Genomic DNA, 23,153 nt, shown 5'->3' with positions numbered 1-23,153 from the left:
ATGCCCTATTCGTATCGCAGACCCTTTTCGAATTTTCTTCTTGGCCTCGCCGTGGCTGCGAGCGCTGCCCTGTGCCTGCCTGCTCTTGCGGTGGCGCAGGAAGAGGGAGAGGCCGTCGCGGCCACGTCCACCTCGCCGCGGCCGCCGAGCATTTCCGTCGTGCCTGCCCGACAGGGTCAGATCGTCGAGAAGGTGAACGTGACCGGCAATCTGACGCCGCGCGAGACGATTTCCATCGGCGCCGATGTCGAGGGTTTGCGGATCATCGAGCTCTTGGCCGATGAGGGCGACACGGTGGAAGCCGGCGAAGTTCTCGCCCGCCTCGATGGCGACATGGTCGATTCGAACCTCGAACTGAACGCGGCCCAGATCGCGCGCGCCGACGCCGCGATCGCACAGGCCGAAAGCCAGATCGCCGATGCCGAAGCGAATGCGACCCAGGCCGAGGCGGCGTTGGAGCGCTCCCGTCCGCTGGCCCAGAAGGGGATCATCGGCCAGGACGTGCTCGACCAGCGGGTTGCGGCTGCGTCCAGCGCCCGGGCCCGGCTGAATTCCGCGCGCCAGGGGCTCGCCGTCGCGCAGGCCGACAAGTCGGCGCGCATGGCCGAACGGGATCAATGGCTGCTCCGCAAGACCAAGACCGAGATCAAGGCGCCGCAAGGCGGCCTTGTCCTGTCGCGCAATGCCCGGCTGGGCGCCATCGTGTCGGCGGGTTCCGGCAGCCTGTTCGAGATCGCCCGGGACGGTCTGATCGAACTCGAGGCCGAGGTGAGCGAAACCATGCTCGGACGGCTCCGGAAGGGCCAGATGGTCGCGGTCGACGTTGCCGGTCGGTCAAAGCCCGTCGAGGGAACCGTGCGGCTGATCTCCCCCATGGTCGATCAGGCCACGCGGCTCGGCACGGTGCGGGTGGCGCTGCCGAAAGAGGCTGAAGGGCTGCGCGTCGGCGCCTTTGCGCGCGGCATCATCGACGTCGCCGAGAGCGAGGGTGTGATCGTGCCGCGCACGGCCGTCGTCTTCGAGGGCGACGATGCGGTGGTGCAGGTGGTCAAGGAGGGCAAGGTCGAGCGCCGGCAGGTGAGCCTTGGTCTCACCACGGCCGCTTCGGTCGAAATCCGCGATGGCGTGGCGGCCGGCGAGGACGTGGTCGCCGTGGCCGGTGCCTTCGTTCGCGATGGCGACGCCGTGACCCCCGTTGAGATGTCGGAAGACGAGAGGCAGGGATGAACTGGAATTTCTCCGCCTGGGCGATCCGCAATCCGGTTCCGCCGATCCTGCTGTTCGTCGTCCTGATCGGGATGGGCGTCTACAGCTTCTTCAACCTGCCGATCACGCGGTTTCCCAATATCGACGTGCCGGTCATCGCCGTCACCGTCACGCAGTCGGGTGCGGCGCCGTCGGAACTCGAGACGCAGGTGACGAAGCGCGTCGAGGATGCCATGGCCGGCATCTCCGGCATCAAGCATGTCACCTCGACGATCACCGACGGCAAATCCACCTCGGCGGCCGAATTCCGCCTGGAGGTCGACACCGACCGGGCGCTCAACGACGTCAAGGACGAGATCGCCAAGATCCGCGGTGACCTGCCGCGCTCGATCGACGAGCCGATCATCCAGCGCATCGAGGTCGAGAACCAGTCGATCGTCACCTATGCGGCCTCCTCGCCCGGCATGACGCCGGAACAGCTCTCCTGGTTCGTGGACGACACGGTGATCCGCGCGCTCCAGGGCCTGAAGGGCGTCGGCCGGGTCGAGCGCATGGGCGGCGTCGAACGCGAGATCCAGGTCCGGATCGATCCGGACCGGCTCGCGGCGCTCGGCGTGACGGCATCGACCATCAACGCGCAGCTGCGCTCGACCAATGTCGACCTGTCCGGCGGCCGGGGTGAGTTCGGCGGCCAGGAACAGGCGATCCGCACACTCGCTTCCGCTGATACCGTGCAGGGGCTCGCCTCGACGCGCATCGCGCTGCCCGGCGGCCGCGAGGTGCAATTGTCTGATCTGGGCGAGGTCGTGGATTCCTGGGAGGAGCCGCGTTCCTTCGCAAGGCTCGACGGCGAACCGGTGGTGGCGTTCTCGATCTACCGGTCCAAGGGGGCGAGCGACACGACCGTCGCCGACGTCACGGCCGAGAAGATCGCAGAACTCGATCGGGACTATCCCGACGTCTCCTTCGCCAAGATCGACGATTCCGTCACCTACACCTATGGCAACTACGAATCCGCCATGGAAACGCTGATGGAAGGCGCGTTCCTGGCGGTTATCGTGGTGCTGTTCTTCCTGCGCGACTGGCGTGCCACGATGGTGGCTGCCATCACGCTGCCATTGGCCGCGATCCCGACCTTCGGCCTGATGGAGTTGATCGGCTTCTCGCTCAACCTCGTCAGCCTGCTCGCCATCACGCTGGTCACCGGCATTCTGGTCGATGACGCGATCGTCGAGATCGAGAACATCGAACGGCACATGGCGATGGGCAAGCCGCCCTATCAGGCTTCGATGGAAGCCGCCGACGAGATCGGCCTCGCGGTCATCGCCATCACCGCGACCATCATTGCCGTCTTCGCGCCGGTCTCGTTCATGGGCGGTATCGCCGGGCAGTACTTCAAGCAGTTCGGCCTGACGGTCGCGATCGCGGTGTTCTTCTCGCTGCTCGTCGCCCGTCTCATCACGCCGATGCTTGCGGCCTATTTCTTCAAGCCGCATCGCCATGAAGGTCCGGGCTTCTTCCGCCTGATGCTCCGCAAGCTTCTGTGGTTCATCCCGCTCTGGGCGATCGGCGCGGCGGCGCTCTACACGCTGGCGATGCTTCCCGGCATGGGGCGGGAGTCGGCCGTGAGCCAGGCACTGGCGCCCGTGGCTGCCGACTTGCCGTCGATGACGCTCGACGAGGCGCAGCGCTATGCCGCGCTTCTCGCCGCGGGTCTCTTCGGGCTGGCTGCCTTCCTCGCCTATATGGGAATGCCGCACCCGAAGGAGGGTCATGTCGGCCCGGTGAACCGCGCCTATACGGCGTTCCTGCGCGGGACGCTCCACGTCTTCTGGATCCCGACGCCCTTCTGGCGCAAGCATGCGGACGGCAAACGGCGGCTCATCCGCTTTCCCTTCGGCATGCGCTGGGTGACGCTTGGCGTCGGCATCGCGCTGTTTGCCGCGTCGATCTATTCGATCCAGTTCCTGCCGACGGGCTTCATTCCCAAAGAGGACGCTTCACGCGTCGTCGTGTCGCTGGAACTGCCGCCGGGTTCGACCCTCGAGCAGACGCGTCGCATCACCGACCGGGCGACCGAGGCCGTCCGGGAGATTCCCGAGGTGAAGAGCGTGCTCATCATCGGCGGGTCGAGCCCGACGGGAACGCTGGAAGTGCGCCGCGCCGCTATGACCATCAACCTTCTGCGCAAGCATGAGCGCGAGCGCAGCCAGGCCATTCTTGAACCGGTCATCGCCGAAAAGCTGGCGGCGATTCCCGATCTCAGGGCCTTCTACGTCAATGAACGCGGCGAGCGCGAGCTGTCGGTCGGCATCCTCGGTTCGGACGGAGACAAGGTGTCGGAAGTCGCGGCCGATCTGGAATCCCAGATGCGTCAGGATCCGATCTTCTCCAACCCTTCGGCCATGGCCTCCTTCGCCCGGCCGGAAATCCGGATCACGCCGCGTTTCGACGTGGCGGCCGATCTCGGCGTGACCGCAGACCAGATCTCGCAGACCGTGCGGGTTGCGACGATCGGCGACGTCGGTGCGAATCTTGCCAAGTTCAACATCGGCACGCGGCAGATCCCGATCCGCGTCCAGTTGGAGGAGACCGCGCGCGAGGATCTGGCGACGATCCGCAATCTGAAGGTCAATACGGCCTCGGGCGCGGCGGTGCCTCTTGAAACCGTGGCGGATATCGGCTTCGGACGGGGTCCGTCGACCATCGACCGCTACGATCGCGAGCGGCTGGTCAAGGTCGGGACCGACATGGCCCCCGGCTACGAGATCGGCCAGGGGTCGGAGCGGATCGCGGAGCTTCCCGCCGTCACGAACATGCCGGAAGGCGTGCGCCTTCAGGCGGTGGGCGATGCGGAGGTTCAGGGCGAGGTGTTCGCCGGCTTCGCCTCGGCGATGGTCGCCGGCATCACCATGGTGCTGATCGTGCTGATCCTCTTGTTCGGCAGCGTCTTCCTGCCGATCACGATCCTTGCCGCCCTGCCGCTTTCGGTGGGCGGTGTCGTGGCCGCGCTCCTGATCACCAATACGGCGATCTCCATGCCGGTCGTCATCGGCATTTTGATGCTCATGGGCATCGTGACCAAGAACACGATCATGCTGGTCGACTTCGCCGTGGAGAACGAGAAGCACGGCAAGAGCCAGATGGAGTCGATCATCGATGCGGGCTCCAAGCGTGCCCGGCCGATCATCATGACCACGCTTGCCATGGCGGCCGGCATGGTGCCCGCTGCAATGGCGACCGGCGAGGGCGGTGAGTTTCGCGCCCCGATGGCGATCGCGGTGATCGGCGGCCTTCTGGTCTCGACCGTCCTGTCCCTCGTGCTGATCCCCTCGATCTACACGATCATGGACGATCTCAGCCGAATCACCGGCACGGTGTTCCGCTGGATCCTGCGGCCGAACAAGCCGAGCGAGGGCACCGGAACCGCGCTGGTGCCCGCCGGCGCGGGTGCAGCCTATGCCGGGAACTGGTCGGAACTGATCGATCCGACGCCAATGGCCGGCGATACGGCAGGACGCTTTGTCTACGGGCCGCCGGCGATCTACCGGATCACCGACGAAAGCCGAGAGACGGGCCGTGACGGCGCCGACGAGCAGCCGCCGGAGCCTCAGCGCTTCCCGCATGCGGCGGAGTGAGCTGGCGGCGCGCATGGATGTGACCGCAAGGATGGCGGCGACGGCTTGACCGTCCCGCCGTTCCGGTGATCATGCCGGGTCTGTCTCAGCGCCCCGAATGACCCGGAACAGGCCTCATCCATGCAACCGCTCGCGCCGGATACCCCGGCTCCTGATATCGACATCAGACGGCTCAGGCTCGGCGATGCGCGCGATCTGGCGCCGCTGATCGCCGCCTATAACCAGTCCCTGTTTCGCGGCGCGCCGACCGCGCCCGATACCTATTATGCCGAACAGCTTCTGCAGGACCGTACCGCCGAATCGCTCGGTGCCCGGCTGAATGGCGAACTCGTTGGCTTCGTCCTGTTCTACGACATTCCCGATGTGTGGACGGGCATGCGGTCGGGGCTCGCCGACCACATCTACGTGGACCACCGCCATCGCCGCAAAGGCATCGCAAAGGCGATGATCGACGTTCTCGCCGAGGAAGCCGAGGGCCGTGGCTGGTCGAAGCTCGTCCTGCATGCGCCGCGAAATCCCGGGACGGCACGCCGGCTGTACGAAAAGGTCGCGGAACCGGCCGACTGGGCGAGCTACGTCATCCGTTTCGTTGATCGCGAACCCAATCCGCGCTGATTCGCCGCGCGCTTTCCACGCAACGACCAGGCGCGTTGCGAGAGTGGATCCGGGACGCGCAGGGTCTCGCGCACGGCCCTAATCGATTAAGCGGCCATCCGATCTTCGCACCTGCGTCGAAAGGCTTGCTTTCGCATGTGCGATCGTCCTTTTAGAAAGCCTCCATTGGCGCAATCGCCCGCCGCACTACCCTGAGCGGGGTGTGTGAACCGCCGAAGCATGGACAGGAAGGCCTCGATGTCCGACGTCAAATCCGCGCGGCCCCTCTCGCCGCATCTTTCGATCTACAAGTTCCGCCCGACCATGGCGATGTCGATCGTGCATCGCATCACCGGTGGCGCGCTCTATGTCGGCACGATCCTTCTGGTCTGGTGGCTGGTGGCGGCCTCAAGCGGGCCCGACGCGTTCTCTTCGGCTTCGTGGTTCTTCGGCTCCTTCCTCGGCCAGCTGATCCTCTTCGGCTACAGCTGGGCGTTGATCCATCACATGCTGGGCGGCATCCGTCACTTCGCATGGGACATGGGGTATGCCGACTCCCGCGAGACATCGACCAAGCTCGCCCAGGCGACGCTGATCGGCTCCATCACGCTGACCGTGCTGCTCTGGCTCGGTATCTGGATCTTCGGCTAAGGGGTATTCGACATGAGCGATTTCAGAACGCCGCTTCGCCGGGTTCGCGGCCTGGGGGCCGCCGGAGGCACCGAGCATTTCTGGCAGCAACGCCTGACGGCGATCTCCAATCTGGTCCTGATCACCGTCTTCCTCATCCTGCTCCTCACCCTCATGGACGAGAGCTACGAGGGTGTGCGCGCGGCCTTCGCCAATCCCTTTGTGGGCATCATCATGGCGCTCATGGTCATCTCGGCGACCATCCACATGAAGCTGGGCATGCAAGTGATCATCGAGGACTACATCCACGGTGGCGCCAAGCTGCCGCTTCTCATCCTCAACACCTTCTTCGCGATCGCCGTCGCCGCGGCGAGCCTGTTCGCGATCGTCAAGATGAGCTTTGGAGTCTGAGCGATGGCTGAAAACGCAAAGACCAATGGAACAGGACAGCCTCACAAGAGCGCTCCCGCGCAGAACGGCAAGGCCTATCAGTTCGTCGACCACACTTTCGATGTGGTGGTGGTCGGAGCCGGTGGAGCGGGCCTCCGCGCCACGCTGGGGGCGGCCCAGGCCGGACTGAAGACGGCCTGCGTCACCAAGGTCTTCCCGACCCGCTCGCACACGGTCGCCGCCCAGGGTGGCGTCGCCGCCTCGCTCGGCAATATGGGCAAGGACGATTGGCGCTGGCACATGTACGACACCGTCAAGGGGTCGGACTGGCTGGGCGATCAGGATGCGATCGAATATCTCGTCCGCAACGCCCCGCAGGCGGTCTACGAGCTCGAACATTTCGGCGTGCCCTTCTCGCGCACCGAGGACGGCAAGATCTACCAGCGCCCCTTCGGCGGCATGACCACCGAATTCGGCCAGGGGCCTGCCGCCCAGCGCACCTGCGCCGCGGCCGACCGCACGGGCCACGCGATCCTGCATACGCTCTACGGCCAGTCGCTTCGCCACGCGACCGAGTTTTACATCGAATATTTCGCGATCGACCTGATCATGGACGAGGAGGGCGCCTGCCGCGGCGTCGTCGCGATCTGCCTCGATGACGGCACGATCCATCGCTTCCGCGCCAAGAAGACGATTCTGGCAACCGGTGGCTATGGCCGGGCCTATTTCTCGGCGACCTCCGCCCATACCTGCACCGGCGATGGCGGAGGCATGGTCCTGCGCGCCGGCCTGCCGCTCCAGGACATGGAGTTCGTGCAGTTCCATCCGACCGGCATCTACGGCGCGGGCTGTCTGATCACCGAAGGCGCGCGCGGCGAGGGCGGTTATCTGACGAATTCCGAGGGCGAGCGCTTCATGGAGCGCTACGCCCCTTCGGCAAAGGACCTTGCCTCGCGCGACGTGGTCTCACGCTCTATGACCATGGAGATCCGCGAGGGCCGCGGCGTCGGCAAGAACAAGGATCACATCTTCCTGCATCTCGACCATCTCGATCCGGCGGTTCTGCACGAGCGCCTGCCCGGCATCTCGGAATCGGCCCGCATCTTCTCCGGCGTCGACGTGACCAAGGAGCCGATCCCGGTCCTGCCGACGGTCCATTACAACATGGGCGGCATCCCGACGAACTTTCACGGCGAAGTACTGACCAAGAAGGACGGCAATCCCGATGCGGTGGTGCCAGGCCTGATGGCGGTGGGCGAGGCGGGCTGCGTCTCCGTCCACGGCGCCAATCGTCTCGGCTCGAACTCACTGATCGACCTCGTCGTCTTTGGTCGTGCGGCGGCGTTGCGCTGTGCCGAGACCGTATCGGCCGGCGAGGATCAGCCGGATCTGCCGGCAGGCGCCGGCGACAATGCCCTCGCGCGGCTCGACCGGTTCCGCAATGCCAACGGCTCGACCCCGACGGCGGAGCTTCGCGCCAACATGCAGGCGACCATGCAGTCGAACTGCGCGGTCTTCCGCACCGGCGAGATCCTGGAAGAGGGCCACCACAAGATCCACGATGTCTGGAAGTCCTCGGACGACATCCGGGTGACGGACCGCTCGCTGATCTGGAACACCGATCTGATCGAGACGCTCGAATACGACAATCTCATCGCTCAGGCGGTGGTCACCATGGATTCGGCGAGGAACCGCACGGAATCTCGCGGCGCCCACGCCCGTGAGGACTACCCGGACCGTGACGACCAGAACTGGATGAAACACACGCTGTCCTTCTGCGACACGGTGGACAAGACCGTCACGCTGGAAGACCGGCCGGTTCACACCTACACATTGTCGAACCAGATCGAGTATATCGAGCCGAAGAAGCGGGTGTACTGAGCGAGCCCCTTCAGGAAGTTCAAAGGGCCGGGTGCCGCGAATCGGCATCCGGCCCTTTTTTTGTCCGCGGATCGATGTCGATGAATGAGAGAGACTGACGCCTATCGCCGGCTTGATTCGGGCGTGTCCGGGATTGGTAGCCAAGCCGGCTCTTGGGGCCGGACGCATATCGAATTCACGGAATGCTTGTCGATGGCGGTCTGGACGAAGCGCCATTTGTCATCGGCGGATGAAACGAAAAATCGCAGCGGTCCCGAGAGCGGATGCGATCACGCGAACCGTCCTTGTGGTCTGACGCCTTTGTGCCGGTCTCGCCCGCAGGGAATGGTCAATCGGTCCCATGCCCTCGTACCTGCGCTCGCTGGCTAAGCAATTGGTTGCTAAGTTCAATTTACATTTTTTTCAGGGAAGTCGGCTTTTTTCGGCGTCCAGATTCTCTTTTTTGGATGCTATTGATGAAAATCACCATTGCGAAGAAGCTCGGCTTCCTCATCGCATTAATGGCGGTTGCCTACCTTTCACTAACGGCCATTCAGCTGTCAAAGGTGCGCTCCCTGATCACGGAAGAGCGCGAATTGATGCTCGCCGCTGAAATCGAGAGTGCGGTCAGCGTCATCGAGCACTTTCGCGCACAAGCCAGTTCGGGCGAGTTGTCCGAGGCGGAGGCAAAACGCCGGGCGGGAGCGATCATCGCTTCCATGGAATACGGCAACGGCGACTATTTCTTCGTCACCGATACTTCCGCAAACATGCTGGTTCATCCCAACCCGGATCTCATCGGCAAGAACCTGTGGGAGAGGACCGATCCGGAAGGCGTGCCGCTGTTTCAGCATCTCATCCGGAATGCCCAGCAGGGTGGCGGAATTACCCCTTATCTCTGGCCGCGAAAAGGTGATGATCAGCCGATCCAAAAGCTGAGCTACTCCGCTCTGGTTCCCGGATGGGGCTGGGTTGTCGGCACGGGTGTCTACGTCGACGATCTCGAGGCGCTCTTCATGCGTGAAGTCTACGGGACGATCGGCTGGCTGATCGCTGTCTTCATCGCCGTGGGGGCAGTGGCCTGGCCCGTCGCTCGATCCATCTCGCGCCCGATCAGGCAGATGACGACCGCGATGCGCCGCCTTGCCAGTGGCGACAAGTCGATCACGGTGCCTGAGGTCGGCCGCCAGAACGAGATCGGCGAAATGGCCGATGCGGTCGAAACCTTCAAGGTCCAGGCGATCGAGCGTGACCGTCTGGAGAGTGAGGCGAACGCCGCGCGGCTTAGCCAGGAAGAGGCCAAGCAGCGCCAGGCCGATCTGGAGTATGCCAAGGCCGAAGACCTGCGTGCCTTCATGGGTGTCGTCGACCAGAGCTTCGACCGGCTCTCCTCCGGCGATCTGACCGTCCGCATGACAGGCCAGATCGCGCCGGAATTCGAGCCGATCCGCGCGAAGTTCAACGCCTCGGTGGAAGAACTGGAAGGGGCGATCGGCCATGTGGTGGGCTCGGTCGGCACGATCCGCACGGGACTGGGCGAGATCACCGTCGCCTCGAACGATCTGGCGCATCGCACCGAGCAACAGGCGGCGAGCCTTGAGGAGACCGTGGCGGCGCTCGGCGAGGTGACGAGCGCCGTGAATCAGACCGCAGAAGGGGCGGGCGCTGCCCACAAGTCGGCGGAAACCGCGCGGACGAAGGCCGAGAAGGGTGGTCAGATCGTCGCCCAGGCGGTCACCGCGATGAACGAGATCGAGACATCCTCGCAGCAGATCACCCAGATCATCTCGGTGATCGACGAGATTGCCTTCCAAACCAACCTGCTCGCCCTCAATGCCGGCGTCGAAGCGGCCCGCGCGGGCGAAGCCGGCAAGGGCTTTGCGGTCGTGGCGCAGGAAGTGCGGGCGCTCGCTCAGCGCTCGGCGGAAGCCGCCAAGGAGATCAAGGACCTGATCACGGCGTCGTCGGGCCAAGTGGAAAAGGGTGTGGAACTGGTGACGGCGTCCGGCCGGTCGCTCGACGAGATCGTGGCGGAAATCTCCGGCATGGCGGATGTGGTGGCGAAGATCGCCGACAGTGCACGCGAACAGGCGACGAGCCTTCGCGAGGTGTCGGGAGCGGCCGACCAGATGGACAAGGTGACGCAGCAGAACGCGGCGATGGTGGAGGAATCGACAGCGGCCGCGCAGACGCTGCAGAGCGAGACCGACGAACTGGCGCAGGTGGTGGCGCGGTTCAAGACGGCGAAGGCCGGCGGCACTGCGGCCCCCGCAGCGCGACCGGCGCCCAAGCCCGCTAACCGCTCCGGTGCGGCCCCCCGGCCGTCCGCCAAGCCCGTGCCGCAGATGCGCGCGACCGGATCCGGTGGCGCCGCGCAAAGGGCGGCCGCGCCAGCCGAGGAAAGCTGGGAAGAGTTCTGAGGCGGCACCAGCGACGCGAAGTCATGAAAAGACCCGGCCGGACCATCGCAGTCCGGCCGGGTCTTTACCTATCGATTGCAACCGGTCGCTTCTGCTTTCGTTAGCAGGCATGGCCGATGTAACGGAGTGTGCTGCGTTCGATCGTCGGTTTCGCCGCAGCGCTGGCATTAGCCAAGGCTGATCAGTTGCGCTACATGCTCATCCTCGGGCACCGGGGAGGAAACGGCTCGCCCGATCGAGCCGTGGGAGAGTTTTTTTGATGCAGACCGTTCTACGTATGTCGCTTCTGGCCGCGACGGCACTGGCCTTTGGGATGGGCGCGGTGTCCGCCCAGACGGACGATGGGGCCGCCGGCGCGGAAACCGCCACCGAATCGCCGTTGCCGCCGGATGCCGCGCCGAAGCCGATGTCGCCGGCCGAGACCGAAACGCCGCAGCGTCCGGCCGCGGCCGGTGGCGCTGCGAGCGACGCGACCGAGAGCGGCGCGCCGCTAGGCTCGGCTCCGGCGGAGGCCACGGCAGGCTCGAGCGAAACCGGCGATGCGAATGATACGAGCGAACCTGCGGCAGCGAGTTCGGAAGGCAGTCCCGAAAACCCGCGCAATGCCGTTGGCGATCAATTCGAACTGCCACGCGTCTCCGAAGAGAATCAGGTCGAACTGATCGCCGGTCTCTGCGGCGTCCAGATGAAGACGATGTCGCCGCTGGCCTGCCAGTGTCTTGCGGAGCAGACGCTGACGGGCCTTTCCGATCCCCAGCGCGACTACCTGATCGCCACCGCCGTGGCGCCGCCGGTCGCCGAGCGGATGCTGAACGATGGCCGGGTCGGTACGGCGGATCAAAGGACGATCTTCACCTTCCTCAACAGCACCTCGGATGCCTGTGCGACCGGCCGCTATGTCGCACCGGACAGTGCCGAGGATGATGGCGAGGCTCCGGGTGCCATGCCGGACGAGGGCGACGCTTCTTCCGGCGACGGGCAAGGCGCCAATTGACGGTGCATCTCGCACTCAGGATCGCGCCGTGATCCGGCGCACGGTCCACAAGGGCGAGCGCTTCTGGGACCGCACCCGGCAGCGTTTCAAGCGGCGTGTCGGCCTGCTCGGCACGCCCATGCTGGTGCCCTATCGGGGCCTCAGCGGTCCCGACGGGGTCTGGGTCCGGGGGCGGGTGCTGGAAGATCAGGGTGTGATCTCGGCGCCCCACAGCGAATCCACCTTGCGCAATATCTGGCTGACCCTTTGGCGCTACGAGACCGACGAGGTCGCAGGGGCCGTGGTCAAATGGCGAGCCCTCGGCCAGGAAGGCGAACTCGTCACCAACGAGGAAGGCTATTTCGACGCCGTCCTGCCGATCGCGCCCGACCCCGATGCCGCCCCATGGTTCATGGTGGAGATGGAGCTTCTCTCCGCGCCGTATCACGAGGTGAAGCCGCTCAGCGCGGAACTGTACGTGCGCGTCGTCTCGCCCAAGGCTCGCTTCGGGATCATTTCCGACATCGACGACACGATTGTCGAGACCGGCGCCACCAATTTCCTGAAACACTGGCGGACGGTCGTCGCCAATTCCGCCAAGAGCCGGACCGCATTTCCGGGCGTTTCGGAATTCTACCGCGCGCTGGCGAAGGGCGCGGCGGGACGGGAAACCAACCCGATCTTCTACGTGTCGTCGAGCCCCTGGAATCTCTACGATCTCTTCGAGAAATTCCTGATGTTCCGCGAAATTCCGGCTGGCCCGTTCCTGCTCAAGGATTTCGGCCTCGACAAGACCAAATGGTTGACGGGCGGGCATGATGGCCACAAGCTCGAGATGATCGAGCGCATCATGGACGCCTATCCCGATCTCTCCTTCATCATGATCGGCGATTCCGGACAGCGGGACGCGGCCATTTATGCCGAAGCGGCCAGGCGCCATGAAGGGCGGGTTCTCGCCGTCCACATCCGAGACGTCACCGACGGCAATCTGTCCGACCACGCTTCCCAAGGCTTTGCCGACCTGGAGGGGATGGGGATTCCGCTGACCCACGCCGAAACACTCGAAAAGGCTGCCGTGCACGCCGTCAATTCGGGCCTGATCGAGCCTGAGGGACTCGTCGAGATCCGCGAAGCCATCGCCACGCGAGCGTGACCAAGGTGGGCCCGTCGGTGCGATCCGGCCGATTCTTGGCCGTACTTCCCCTCAAGGCCGACATTTTCCGAAGATGCGACGATTTACCGGGCATGCTTCAATCGATTTGAGCCGGCCCGGCCGCTGATCAAGGCTTCCGTTTTGCACCGCAAACACTATGGTGCGAACGATTCCAAACAGGTACCGGAACGAAAATCATGGTCGAACTCGCGCTTCCGAAGAATTCCCGGATCACCGAAGGCAAGGTCTGGAAAAAGCCCGAGGGCGCGAAGGAAACCCGCGAATTCCGCATCTATCGCTGGTCGCCGGACGATGACGAAAACCCGCGTATCGACACCTATCATGTCGATACGTCCGATTGCGGGCCGATGGTGCTGGACGCCCTCTTGTGGATCAAGAACAAGGTCGACGCGACGCTGACGCTGCGCCGTTCCTGCCGCGAAGGCATTTGCGGTTCCTGCGCCATGAATATCGACGGCTCGAACACGCTCGCCTGCACCAAGGGCATGGACGAGGTGAAGGGCGCGATCGCTGTCTATCCGCTGCCCCACATGCCGGTGATCAAGGATCTGGTGCCCGACCTCACCGTGCCCTACGCACAGCTCCGTTCGATCGAGCCCTGGCTGAAGACCGAGACGCCCGAACCCGAAAAGGAATGGCGCCAGAGCCATCAGGATCGCGAGAAGCTCGACGGTCTCTACGAGTGCATTCTCTGCTTCTGCTGCCAGACCTCGTGCCCGTCCTATTGGTGGAACGGGGAGCGCTATCTCGGCCCGGCCGTCCTGCTCCAGGCCTATCGCTGGCTGATCGATTCGCGCGACGAGGCAACGGGCGAGCGGCTCGATGCGCTGGAGGACCCCTTCAAGCTCTATCGCTGCCACACGATCATGAACTGTACCCAGGCCTGCCCGAAGGGCCTGAATCCGGCCAAGGCGATTGCCGAGATCAAGAAGATGATGGTCGAACGGCGCGTCTGAGCCATTGGGACATCCTGCGCGAAAATAACAAGGCAGAACTGGGGGCGTGCCTGGGCGAGGGGCGCCTCCAGGTCCTCGTACGCAGAGGTGGGCCGTCGGCTCCGGGCCATCTGCGGCGCCCCGGCAACAGGTCGTTACAATTGTGCAATGATCGCGTGATTGCGGCGGCCGCGACCCATTTGCTGTCACGATCTGAGATCACGAAGGCGTCATGACGACGCTTCGCTTTCACTCCCTCCGCCGAACGCTTCTCCGTGCGTTCCCCGCATTCTGCCTGCCGCTGGCGCTGGCCGGCTGTATCGGCGCGCCCGGGGCCGACGATGCCTTCGACGCGCTGGCCCAGACGGATTTCGGTCCCGCCCAGGAATGCCTGGCGCGGGCCATGTATTTCGAATCCAACCGCTCCAGCCCGGACGGCATGCTCGCCGTTGGCACGGTGGTGATGAATCGCGTGGAGTCGCCGAGCTATCCCGATGATGTCTGTGCGGTGGTGGCCCAGCGGAACCAGTTCGCTCCCGGGGTCATGACCCGTGAGATGAATGCGGGCCGCGAACTTGCCATGGAGACGGCCCAGCGTGTGCTCTCCGGCGAGCGCCATGCATCGGTGGCCGAGGCGAAATTCTTCCACACCGCCGGCCTGAATTTTCCCTATCGCAACATGCATTACAAGGTGATCGCCGGCGGCAACGCCTTCTACGAGAAGGTCTCGCCGCGCCGCAATCCGGACTTCAAGTTCGCGAGCCAGGCCGACGTCAAGGCTGCGCAACGGAATGCCGCCGGTGCGATCGAGGTGATGCGCAAGGCCGCCTATCAACCGGCGGGATCGTCTGCTCCGGATGCCGTCGCAAGCTATGCCTCGAGCGCCGGCGACTCGGTTGAAGCCGCTGCCGCGAAGCCAGAACCGCTGCTCGACAGTCCCTTCCTGGGCCTCTTCGGAGAGAGGAAGGCGGACAAGCCGGCGTCTGAGACGAGCGCCAAAGGCGGCCGCGTTCGCTCCGCGCATGAGGGGGCAAGAGAACCGGCAAACGCCGAGACGTCCGATCTGGCCGGTGTCGAGACAGGCCTGCGGGGCTCGGTCGGTGCAGAAACCGGCAAGGCGAACGAGAGCTGAGCGGCAGCAGCGCAGTCGCGCCTGGGTTCTTCGCCCGGGCGAGGCTGCAAGTCGCGTTCGAGTGCCTATATGCCGGGGTCCAGAGCGGACGCGGCGGACCTGATTGCTTGATGATCCTGTCGGCCGGCATGTCGTATGCGTTCGCACGAGTGTGACGCGATCCTTCCATGCGGACGAAGAGCGATTTCATGGCGATGAGCGAGGGCGACAGGGAAGGTTCGTCAGCCGAGAGATCGGATGCCGGCGCGGTGATCCACGCCGGCCCCGTCCTCTTCGCCTATGGCGGCGACGGTGTCGTCAACCGGCTGCGCGCCGTTGTCGTCCACGCGGCCGGTTCATCGGCGCCAATGCTCTCGACCGACACGCGGACGGCTGAACCTCGAACGATATTCTCCGGCTTCGATCGCGTCGTCTCCCTTTATGAATTCGAGCTTCCTGCGGGCGGGGAAGCATTCTACAGGGTGGGCGATCGGCGCTACCGCGTTGTCGCCCCGGACGCGGCCGATCCGCGCATTGCCTATGTTTCGTGTAATGGTCAGGAGGAGCACGACCTCGATCGCCCGCTCGCCGAGCGCGACGTGATGTGGTCGCGTCTCGCAGACGAGAACGACGCCAAGCCATTCTCGCTTCTCCTCCAGGGCGGCGATCAGCTCTATGCTGACGACGTTCTCCTCTGTCATCCCGAAGTGGAGCGCTGGGAGACGCTGCCGATGGAAGACCGCGGCTCTGTGCCGCTGACACCGGAGATCAAAGAGGCGCTCCGGCGCTTTTATTTCGAGCGCTATGTCACGACGGTGACCCGGCCGGCCTTCGCCCGGCTGGCGGCGATCGTACCTTCGATCATGATGTGGGACGATCACGACATCATCGACGGTTGGGGAAGCCATCCGGCTACGCATCTCGACAGTCCGGTCGGCCGGGCGATCTTCGAGGCCGCCCGCGAGATGTTCTGCATCTTTCAGCTCGGGGCTGCGCCAGGAGAGGTGCCCGCCATCGTCGCCGACAAGACGGGCAGCAATCTGGGCACGGTCGTGCGCTATCCCGGCATCTCGCTGATCTCGCCGGATTTGCGCAGCGAAAGGCGTCCCGAGCGGGTGATGGCCGAAAACGGCTGGTCGCTCTTCGAAGCGGCGATTCGCGAGACGCCACGGGGCGAGCGGCTGTTCGTCCTGTCCAGCGTGCCAGCGCTCGGGCCACGGATGAGCTGGCTGGAATTCGCCATGGACATCTTTCCCGGTGTGCAGCAATTCGAGGATGATCTGCGCGACCAGTGGCAGAGCCGGACCCACCGCGAGGAATGGCGGCGGTTCCTCGCCGCGATGGCCGAATGGCAGGAGGCCGGGGCAGGCGAACTGACCGTGCTGTCCGGCGAGATTCATCTGGCGACCCGGGGAGAGATGCGGTTGCTCGATGGCTCGCGGATGCATCAGCTCGTGGCCTCCGGCATCTCGCATCCTGCGCCCCATGGCGCTTATCCCGCGGTGTTAGGGCTGCTGGCCCGTGTTGGCGAAAGCCCGCTCAAGGGGCGCAAGATCCGCATCAAGGGCTTGCCGGGGCAGCGCATGAAATATGTCGGCGAGCGAAACTATCTGGTCGTTCAGCGAAAGAGCGGTCAATGGCTGGCCGAGTGGGAGCTCGAAGAGGGCGGCCGTACCTCAGCCTTGAGCATCTGAGGAGCATCCTTCCCATTTGGCTGGACCGTATTCCGTCCGGTTCAAGCAAAAGGGCCTTGGGAAGTTTGCGCGCGATATCCTCTTACGGAAGTGATTATTCGGGCCATGGATGCCACCGCCACTCTCCATGGTGGACAGATCGCGATGAAGTCGATCAACGGTTCGTGTTTTGCTATTCCGTTACGGAAACTTTCAGATGAAAGAACGACGAGGCGATTTCATGCCCTGTCGCCCAGCTTCTGTCGACAAGCGGATCTGATCCGCTAGCTGAGTATGGCAGGGACAAGACGCGGCAGCACACCACTAACAAGCGGAACTCGATTCCGACGCCGCAAAAACTGAGCAAGGGACGGCCTTAAGGGAGACTACCATGTCTTGGTTGAAATTCTTGTGGGCCGACCGGCGGCCAAGTGACGAGCCGGAGCCTGATCCAGCCAGGCGACGCATGCTGCTTGGACTGGGTGCGGCGACCTGCGCCATCGCCGTGGGCGCGCCACTGTTTTCGGACGATGCCGAGGCCGCGTCCGGAGATCTGGCGGACGATCTGCTCTCCAGGATCGATGGCGAGGACGACGAGAGTTACGAGACCGCGCACTATACCGGTTATCGCCACCGGCATGGCGGGCGGCGCCGCCGCCGCAGGCGGCGTGGGCGTCGGCGTCGGGGTCGTGGGCGGTGTCGTGATCGGTGGTTCCGCCGGAACAATCCGGGCTATTGTGGGGTGCGCGGACGGCGTCGCCGCAGGCGCAGGCGCGGTGGTTGTGTCCAGATCGGGCCGGTCACGGTTTGTGACTGATCCTGCCACCTAGGCTGAAACCGATCGTCGTAGGGCCATCTTTGGCGTCGCGGTCGGTCAGCAGGAGTGGCAGTGAGACGTTTCGGTCGCCGGCCATGCCACCGGCGACCGGCGCAACACAGGGACGGGACGGCGTCGGGTGTCGAGATCAGACGCCCGGCGCTTTTTCTTGAGAACGGCCGGTTTCGACGAGGCGCGTCGCCGTGGATGTCGGCATCAAGTCGCCGGGCGCAGGGTGACTATTCCCACTCGATCGTGCCGGGCGGCTTCGAAGTCACGTCGTAGACGACGCGGTTGATGCCCTTGACCTCGTTGATGATGCGCGTCGCGGTGGTGCCCAGGAATTCCATGTCGAACGGATAGAAATCCGCCGTCATGCCGTCGACGGAGGTCACGGCGCGAAGCGCGCAGACATATTCGTATGTCCGCCCGTCGCCCATGACACCGACCGTCTGCACGGGAAGCAGCACGGCGAAAGCCTGCCAGATCGCGTCGTAGAGCCCGGCCTTGCGGATTTCGTCCAGATAGATCGCGTCGGCCTGGCGCAGGATGTCGAGCTTGTCGCGCGTCACGCCGCCCGGGCATCGAATGGCGAGACCTGGGCCGGGGAAGGGCTGGCGGCCGACAAAGCGCTCCGGCAGCCCGAGTTCCTTGCCGAGAACGCGCACCTCGTCCTTGAAGAGCTCTCGCAAGGGTTCCACGAGCTTCATGTTCATGCGCTCGGGCAGACCGCCGACATTATGATGCGACTTGATCGTCACCGACGGGCCGCCGGTGAAGGAGACCGATTCGATGACATCCGGATAAAGCGTGCCCTGGGCGAGGAAATCCGCGCCGCCGATCTTCTTGGCCTCGGCTTCGAAGGTCTCGATGAAGAGGCGCCCGATGGTCTTGCGCTTGACCTCCGGGTCGCTCTCGCCTTCCAGCGCGTCGAGGAAGAGATCCTGGGCCTGAACGTGGACGAGCGGGATGTTGTAATGGTCGCGGAACATCGAGACCACTTCCTCGGCCTCGTTCATCCGTAAGAGCCCGTGGTCGACGAAAATGCAGGTGAGCTGGTCGCCGATCGCCTCATGGATGAGGACCGCGGCCACCGAGGAGTCGACGCCGCCAGAGAGCCCGCAGATCACCTTGCCGTCGCCGACCTTTTCGCGGATCTCGGCAACCGCCTGATCCTTGAAGGCGGCCATCGTCCAGTCGCCCTTCAGCCCGGCGACATGATGCACGAAGTTCGACAGAAGCCGGCCGCCATCGGGCGTGTGCACGACTTCCGGATGGAACATGATGCCGTAGACGCGCCGGCTCTCGTCGCCGAAGACGGCATAGGGCGCCCCCGGCGAGCGTGCGAAGATCTCGAAGCCGGGCGGCATGTCGATCACCCGGTCGCCATGGCTCATCCAGACCTGATGGCGCGTGCCTTCCGGCCAGATGCCTTCGAACAGGGCGCAGTTCTTCTCGATCTCGAGAAAGGCCCGGCCGTATTCCCGGTGGGTCGAGGGCTCGGCGCGGCCACCGAGCTGGACGCACATGGTCATCTGGCCGTAGCAGATGCCGAGGACCGGAATCCCTGCGTCGAAGATCGCCTGCGGCGCGCGGGGGGCGCCGATATCGCCGGTCGAGGCAGGCGAGCCCGAGAGGATCACCGCTTTCGGCTTGAGGCGATGAAAGCCTTCTTCGGCCGACTGGAAGGGCACGATTTCGGAATAGACCCCGGCCTCGCGCACCCGCCTCGCGATGAGCTGGGTGACCTGGGAGCCGAAGTCGACGATCAGAACGGTGTCGGGGTGCGCTGTCATGGCGGAGGAATAGTGAAATTCACCGCCGGTGAAAACCGATTTTTGCAGCGCACCGAAGAGCGGTGTGAAAACCGGGGGTCTAGCGGCGGAGAGCCCCCGCGGAAATCGACTCTTCCAGATGATCGAGGGCATCGGCGAGCTTCTCGTCGATGACGTGCAGGAGCGTCGCCCAGTCGTCGTAGTGGTGGAGATCGGCCGCGCCGTCCGAAATCCCGCGAAGCCCCAGAAGCGGCAGGTCGAAACGCTGGCAGGCGCGCAGGACGGCAAAGGTCTCCATGTCCACCATGTCGGCGTCGATGGCATCGTAACGCGGGCCCGTGACGATGTCGGACCCGGTGGAAAGCCGTGCGCTTGGTACCCCCGTGATCGGCGTCGGCAGCGGGGTTTCCACGGGATGGTCGAGAAACGGTGTCACGCCCTTTTGAAACCCGAGCGGTGAGGCGTCGATGTCGCGCCAGGAGACCGAGGACACCTGATAGACTTCTGCCTGTTCGAGCGATCGCGAGCCGGCCGAACCCAGCGAGACGACGAGATCGGGCATCGTTCCGGCGGAATTCAGTTCGGCCAGCGCCAGACCGGTATTGAGGGCCGCCTCGATCGGCCCGACGCCGGTCATCACCGGCTTGATCCGCGCCTTGAGCTTCTTGCCATATTCGGCGCTTGCCGCCATGACGAAGAGGACGCGCTGGCTGCCCAAGGTTTCGAGCGCATGGGTGGATCGGGTCATCATGTCCTCCGAAGCGGCGTGAGCCTTTGCCTCAGTTCAACCACCAGAGGGCGCCGTTGAGAAGGGTGGCATAGGCGACCCAGGCGAGATAGGGCAGGAAGAGGATCGCCGAGAGACGCTCGATCGACCAACTGCGCAGGATGAAGCCCAGGATCGTCAGGAGCAGCGCCAGGATGACCACGAGGGCGAAGCCGGGAGCCTGGGCCGTGAAGAAGATCGGCGACCAAGCGAAATTGAGCGCCATCTGCGCCCACCAGAGGATTTGCGCCGGCCGGTTGCCGGTTCGCCAGACGCGATAGCCGGCAAAGCCGATGAGCACGTAGAGCGTCCCCCAGACAGGGCCGAAGAGCCAGGCCGGCGGGTTGAACCACGGCTTTTCCAGCGCTTCGAACCAGCCACCGATCTCGACGGCCTGGCCGAACAGCGAGCCACCGCCGACGGTGAGAAGCAGGAAGCCGGGCAGGGCGAGGGTGCGGCTCATGATGCTCGCTCCAGAATGGCGAAGAAGAAGCCGTCGGTGCCGGAGAGACGCGGCGTCAGGGTGAGAACGTTTCCGGCGGCGAATGCCGTGACCCGGCATCGTTGAGTCGTTTCGGGCAAGAGCCCCCGCCATTCCGTTTCGGCATTGCCGACAGTGAAGCCCTGGGCGGCACGCCGGGTCAGAAAGGCTTCGACCCGCTTCTGGTTCTCGGCGGCAAACAGCGAGCAGGTGATATAGGCGACGCGCCCGCCGGGTTTGACGAAGGGCGCGGCGCGGTCGAGCACCCGGTCCTGCTCTTCCGTGCGTTTCTCGAGCGCCGTCTCGGAGAGCCGCCATTTCGCGTCCGGCCGGCGCCGCCATGTGCCCGACCCCGTACAGGGCGCGTCGACCAGCACGAGGTCCATCTTGCCGTGGAGGCTGGCGATGTCCTCGCGCGGGTCGTGGATCTGGACGTTGCGGACGCCGGCGCGCTTCAGCCGGTCATGGATCGGGGCGAGGCGCTGACGATCGCTGTCGGTGGCGTGGATCTGGCCGGTGTTGTTCATGGCGGCCGCGAGCGCCAGCGTCTTGCCGCCGCCGCCGGCGCACAGATCGAGCACCTGTTCGCCTTCGCGCGCCCCCGCGAGAAGCGCCGCGAGTTGGGATCCTTCGTCCTGGATCTCGAACCAGCCCTTTTGAAATCCGGTCTCCGCCTGCACGTTGGGATGCCGACCTTCGCCCTGGATGGGTGGGATCCGCAAGCCGACGGGCGAGAGGCCGCAGGCCTGTGCCTTGTGCGGCGCAAGCGCCCTCGCGACCTTGTCGCGATCGGCCTTCAAGAGATTGACCCGCAGATCGAGGGGAGGGCGTTCGCACAGCGCTTCGGCTTCGTCCACCCAGCCTTCGCCGAGAGCCTCGGCCATATGCGGCGCCACCCAGTCCGGCACATCGGCCCGCACCGGGTCCGGAGCGCCGGCGATCTCTGCGCCCATGAACGCTTCGAGTTGATCCGTCGGTGGCAGCTGTGGCGCGAACCGGTCGCCCTCGAGCTTGGCGGCGAGATCGTTCGGCGTCAGGGCGAGAGCATCGATCGCGGCGGCAAAGACGAGGGCCGTCGCGCCGTCATCCCCCATGCGAAAGGCATAGGAGCGTTTGCGTCGCAACGCGTCATAGACAAGGTTGCCGATCACCGCGCGGTCTCCCGAGCCTGCAAAGCGGTGGTTGAGGCCCCAATCCTTCAGCGCGTCGGCCACCGGCCGCCGACGGGACTCGATATCGTCCAGAACCTCGATCGCCGCCGAAATCCGTCCCCCTAGGCGCATGGGACGCGATACCGATCGTTCGGGGTGGAGATTGTCATGGGTTCGCGATCCTGCTGCTTTGTCAGTCGGCCCATTCGGCCCGAGGCCCGCCGCCTCTACAGCAAAGCCGCTCGAATCGGAATCCGTTTTCGCAAATGCCATGGAGAGAGACGATCGAAGCATGCGATCGACACGCCGGTTGTGCTCCATGTGGGGGGAGCCGCGGTGCGTACGATATCAAGCTTCATCGAATGCACATGAAAAAGCACGCCTCCCGGCCATGGGCCAGGTGGCGTGCTTACTCTTCCGTCCGTGTTGGAGGTCTTCTCTGCTTTGCCAGCCGCGATGAAGATCGCGCCTAGAAGCGGTAGTTGATGGACGCCTTCACAGTGTGGAAGTCGAGAGACTCGTCGAGATTGAGATTGAGGGCTCCACCACCGAAGGACTGAGAGAAAATCGAGTCGGTGCCAAGATCCACATAGGAGTACTCGGTCTGGAACGAAATGTTGTCGAACGCGGCGTACTCGAGACCAGCGCCGACGACATAGCCGGTCTTGGTGTCGTTGTTATCGTTGGTGAGTGTGCCGAGACCCGTCACGGAAAGCGACTGCTCGGTCTCGCCATAGGCGAAACCGCCGTGTCCATAGACCATGAAGCGATCCATGGCATAGCCAAGCCGAGCGCGCACTGTGCCCAGATACTTGAGTTCGGACTTGGCGGTCGCCGAGCCGAGGCCGCCCAGAGAGACACTCAGCTCTGAATCGATGTCGCTTGCCGCGATGTCGGCTACCGCGCCAAGAACGATACTACCCATCTGATAGTCGAAACCGGCCTGAGCGCCGCCGAAAAGACCACCGGCGGAGTTGCTGGCTCCGACGTTGAGATTGATCAATCCCGTGACACCCAGATCGTAGTCGACATCACCGGTGGCCGCACCGCCGAAGATACCGATGTATGCGCCTGTCCAGTCGTAGGTTTCCTCGACCACGGGGGCCGGCGGTACTGGCGCCGGGTCGTAAATGACGTCGGCGGCATGAGAATAGTTGACAAACGAGACGACCGCGCAAGTCGTCAGCGATGTGATGAGAAGGTTCCGCATTTGATCTGTCCTTTTTAAACTGCGTTAAAATCATGCGTCCATTGGTCGCAAAAACATATGCCCAAAGGGCAACACTCATCACTGCAGTATGGACTGTGGCAAAAAAGCCATGCTTTGCCGTTTCTGACGCAAGGACGGTGTTGGCAGTTCTCTCCGAATCGCGAGGTCGACAAGACGAAAGCAACGTTGGAGCCGATCGCGCACGAGGACGCGAGCGAAGCCGAGTGCGCGATCGCCGTACTCCCTTGCGGAGAAGTCGCTTCCGTTGAGCCACGGCAGGAAGTGACAATTCGGGCCTGTGCTCGCGCCTTCCCTGATCGCCCAAGATCCGCGAACGGCGGTGGCGCGA

General features: G+C 64.4%; 18 protein-coding genes. 13 read left to right on the top strand and 5 right to left on the bottom strand.

Annotated elements, in window-relative coordinates; translation table 11 throughout:
- From MF134_RS12235 to MF134_RS12175, 13 genes are all read left to right on the top strand, one after another.
- Positions 1-1,227 (top strand): efflux RND transporter periplasmic adaptor subunit, encoded by a 1,227-nt coding sequence (locus tag MF134_RS12235; protein WP_255339748.1) that lies wholly within the window; start codon positions 1-3, stop codon positions 1,225-1,227.
- Entirely contained in the window at positions 1,224-4,844 is a 3,621-nt protein-coding gene (locus tag MF134_RS12230) for an efflux RND transporter permease subunit (protein WP_255339747.1), read from the top strand. The genes MF134_RS12235 and MF134_RS12230 overlap by 4 nt, the downstream gene beginning before the upstream one ends.
- 120 nt (positions 4,845-4,964) lie before the next feature.
- On the top strand, positions 4,965-5,459 hold the full coding sequence (locus tag MF134_RS12225) for a GNAT family N-acetyltransferase (protein WP_255339746.1): 495 nt from the start codon (positions 4,965-4,967) through the stop codon (positions 5,457-5,459).
- Between the two features lie 237 nt (positions 5,460-5,696).
- Positions 5,697-6,089, top strand: coding sequence for a succinate dehydrogenase, cytochrome b556 subunit (gene sdhC / locus MF134_RS12220; protein WP_255339745.1), 393 nt, complete (start codon positions 5,697-5,699; stop codon positions 6,087-6,089).
- A 12-nt stretch (positions 6,090-6,101) separates the two neighbouring features.
- Positions 6,102-6,479 carry a succinate dehydrogenase, hydrophobic membrane anchor protein gene (gene sdhD / locus MF134_RS12215; RefSeq protein ID WP_255339744.1) on the top strand — a complete coding sequence of 126 codons (378 nt, stop codon included), beginning with the start codon at positions 6,102-6,104 and terminating at the stop codon, positions 6,477-6,479.
- Between the two features lie 3 nt (positions 6,480-6,482).
- The gene (gene sdhA / locus MF134_RS12210) at positions 6,483-8,339 is read left to right on the top strand and encodes a succinate dehydrogenase flavoprotein subunit (RefSeq protein WP_255339743.1); all 1,857 of its coding nucleotides are present in this window, start codon (positions 6,483-6,485) and stop codon (positions 8,337-8,339) included.
- A 455-nt stretch (positions 8,340-8,794) separates the two neighbouring features.
- Entirely contained in the window at positions 8,795-10,738 is a 1,944-nt protein-coding gene (locus MF134_RS12205) for a methyl-accepting chemotaxis protein (protein WP_255339742.1), read from the top strand.
- A gap of 259 nt (positions 10,739-10,997) precedes the next feature.
- The gene (locus tag MF134_RS12200; RefSeq protein ID WP_255339741.1) at positions 10,998-11,732 is read left to right on the top strand and encodes a hypothetical protein; all 735 of its coding nucleotides are present in this window, start codon (positions 10,998-11,000) and stop codon (positions 11,730-11,732) included.
- Positions 11,733-11,760: 28 nt separating this feature from the next.
- Positions 11,761-12,864 carry an App1 family protein gene (locus MF134_RS12195; RefSeq protein WP_255339740.1) on the top strand — a complete coding sequence of 368 codons (1,104 nt, stop codon included), beginning with the start codon at positions 11,761-11,763 and terminating at the stop codon, positions 12,862-12,864.
- A gap of 197 nt (positions 12,865-13,061) precedes the next feature.
- Positions 13,062-13,841, top strand: coding sequence for a succinate dehydrogenase iron-sulfur subunit (locus MF134_RS12190; protein WP_255339739.1), 780 nt, complete (start codon positions 13,062-13,064; stop codon positions 13,839-13,841).
- Between the two features lie 211 nt (positions 13,842-14,052).
- Entirely contained in the window at positions 14,053-14,952 is a 900-nt protein-coding gene (locus tag MF134_RS12185; RefSeq protein ID WP_255339738.1) for a cell wall hydrolase, read from the top strand.
- A gap of 167 nt (positions 14,953-15,119) precedes the next feature.
- Positions 15,120-16,625: an alkaline phosphatase D family protein gene (locus MF134_RS12180; protein WP_255339737.1), complete on the top strand. Its 1,506-nt coding sequence runs from the start codon at positions 15,120-15,122 to the stop codon at positions 16,623-16,625.
- 370 nt (positions 16,626-16,995) lie between these two features.
- Positions 16,996-17,421 (top strand): hypothetical protein, encoded by a 426-nt coding sequence (locus MF134_RS12175; protein WP_255339736.1) that lies wholly within the window; start codon positions 16,996-16,998, stop codon positions 17,419-17,421.
- A 239-nt stretch (positions 17,422-17,660) separates the two neighbouring features.
- On the opposite strand, the gene guaA is transcribed toward MF134_RS12175, so the two are convergent.
- The 5 genes from guaA to MF134_RS12150 all read right to left on the bottom strand — a co-directional run bounded on the left by guaA (position 17,661) and on the right by MF134_RS12150 (position 22,804).
- Positions 17,661-19,217 carry a glutamine-hydrolyzing GMP synthase gene (gene guaA, locus MF134_RS12170; RefSeq protein ID WP_255339735.1) on the bottom strand — a complete coding sequence of 519 codons (1,557 nt, stop codon included), beginning with the start codon at positions 19,215-19,217 and terminating at the stop codon, positions 17,661-17,663.
- A gap of 79 nt (positions 19,218-19,296) precedes the next feature.
- Positions 19,297-19,947 (bottom strand): 5'-methylthioadenosine/S-adenosylhomocysteine nucleosidase, encoded by a 651-nt coding sequence (locus MF134_RS12165; protein ID WP_255339734.1) that lies wholly within the window; start codon positions 19,945-19,947, stop codon positions 19,297-19,299.
- 28 nt (positions 19,948-19,975) lie between these two features.
- Entirely contained in the window at positions 19,976-20,425 is a 450-nt protein-coding gene (locus MF134_RS12160) for a TspO/MBR family protein (RefSeq protein WP_255339733.1), read from the bottom strand.
- Positions 20,422-21,726 carry an RsmB/NOP family class I SAM-dependent RNA methyltransferase gene (locus MF134_RS12155; RefSeq protein ID WP_255339732.1) on the bottom strand — a complete coding sequence of 435 codons (1,305 nt, stop codon included), beginning with the start codon at positions 21,724-21,726 and terminating at the stop codon, positions 20,422-20,424. The genes MF134_RS12160 and MF134_RS12155 overlap by 4 nt, the downstream gene beginning before the upstream one ends.
- Positions 21,727-22,063: 337 nt before the next feature.
- Positions 22,064-22,804, bottom strand: coding sequence for an outer membrane protein (locus MF134_RS12150; RefSeq protein ID WP_255339731.1), 741 nt, complete (start codon positions 22,802-22,804; stop codon positions 22,064-22,066).
- Between the last annotated feature and the right edge of the window lie 349 nt (positions 22,805-23,153).

The organism is Jiella marina (assembly GCF_024359545.1).
In the GTDB taxonomy this organism is placed as follows: domain Bacteria; phylum Pseudomonadota; class Alphaproteobacteria; order Rhizobiales; family Rhizobiaceae; genus Jiella.
Note: the sequence above shows the minus strand (reverse complement) of the source record. Positions and strands in the feature narration are given on the sequence as shown.

What these genes read in the sequence shown, in the direction of transcription:
- MF134_RS12200 (WP_255339741.1), top strand. Translation starts at nt 10,998, where the DNA reads ATGCAGACCGTTCTACGTATGTCGCTTCTGGCCGCGACGGCACTGGCC.
- MF134_RS12190 (WP_255339739.1), top strand. Translation starts at nt 13,062, where the DNA reads ATGGTCGAACTCGCGCTTCCGAAGAATTCCCGGATCACCGAAGGCAAG.
- MF134_RS12155 (WP_255339732.1), bottom strand. Translation starts at nt 21,726, where the DNA reads ATGCGCCTAGGGGGACGGATTTCGGCGGCGATCGAGGTTCTGGACGAT.
- MF134_RS12185 (WP_255339738.1), top strand. Translation starts at nt 14,053, where the DNA reads ATGACGACGCTTCGCTTTCACTCCCTCCGCCGAACGCTTCTCCGTGCG.
- MF134_RS12230 (WP_255339747.1), top strand. Translation starts at nt 1,224, where the DNA reads ATGAACTGGAATTTCTCCGCCTGGGCGATCCGCAATCCGGTTCCGCCG.
- sdhA (WP_255339743.1), top strand. Translation starts at nt 6,483, where the DNA reads ATGGCTGAAAACGCAAAGACCAATGGAACAGGACAGCCTCACAAGAGC.
- guaA (WP_255339735.1), bottom strand. Translation starts at nt 19,217, where the DNA reads ATGACAGCGCACCCCGACACCGTTCTGATCGTCGACTTCGGCTCCCAG.
- MF134_RS12175 (WP_255339736.1), top strand. Translation starts at nt 16,996, where the DNA reads ATGTCTTGGTTGAAATTCTTGTGGGCCGACCGGCGGCCAAGTGACGAG.
- MF134_RS12160 (WP_255339733.1), bottom strand. Translation starts at nt 20,425, where the DNA reads ATGAGCCGCACCCTCGCCCTGCCCGGCTTCCTGCTTCTCACCGTCGGC.
- MF134_RS12165 (WP_255339734.1), bottom strand. Translation starts at nt 19,947, where the DNA reads ATGATGACCCGATCCACCCATGCGCTCGAAACCTTGGGCAGCCAGCGC.
- MF134_RS12225 (WP_255339746.1), top strand. Translation starts at nt 4,965, where the DNA reads ATGCAACCGCTCGCGCCGGATACCCCGGCTCCTGATATCGACATCAGA.
- MF134_RS12235 (WP_255339748.1), top strand. Translation starts at nt 1, where the DNA reads ATGCCCTATTCGTATCGCAGACCCTTTTCGAATTTTCTTCTTGGCCTC.
- MF134_RS12150 (WP_255339731.1), bottom strand. Translation starts at nt 22,804, where the DNA reads ATGCGGAACCTTCTCATCACATCGCTGACGACTTGCGCGGTCGTCTCG.
- sdhD (WP_255339744.1), top strand. Translation starts at nt 6,102, where the DNA reads ATGAGCGATTTCAGAACGCCGCTTCGCCGGGTTCGCGGCCTGGGGGCC.
- MF134_RS12205 (WP_255339742.1), top strand. Translation starts at nt 8,795, where the DNA reads ATGAAAATCACCATTGCGAAGAAGCTCGGCTTCCTCATCGCATTAATG.
- MF134_RS12180 (WP_255339737.1), top strand. Translation starts at nt 15,120, where the DNA reads ATGCGGACGAAGAGCGATTTCATGGCGATGAGCGAGGGCGACAGGGAA.
- sdhC (WP_255339745.1), top strand. Translation starts at nt 5,697, where the DNA reads ATGTCCGACGTCAAATCCGCGCGGCCCCTCTCGCCGCATCTTTCGATC.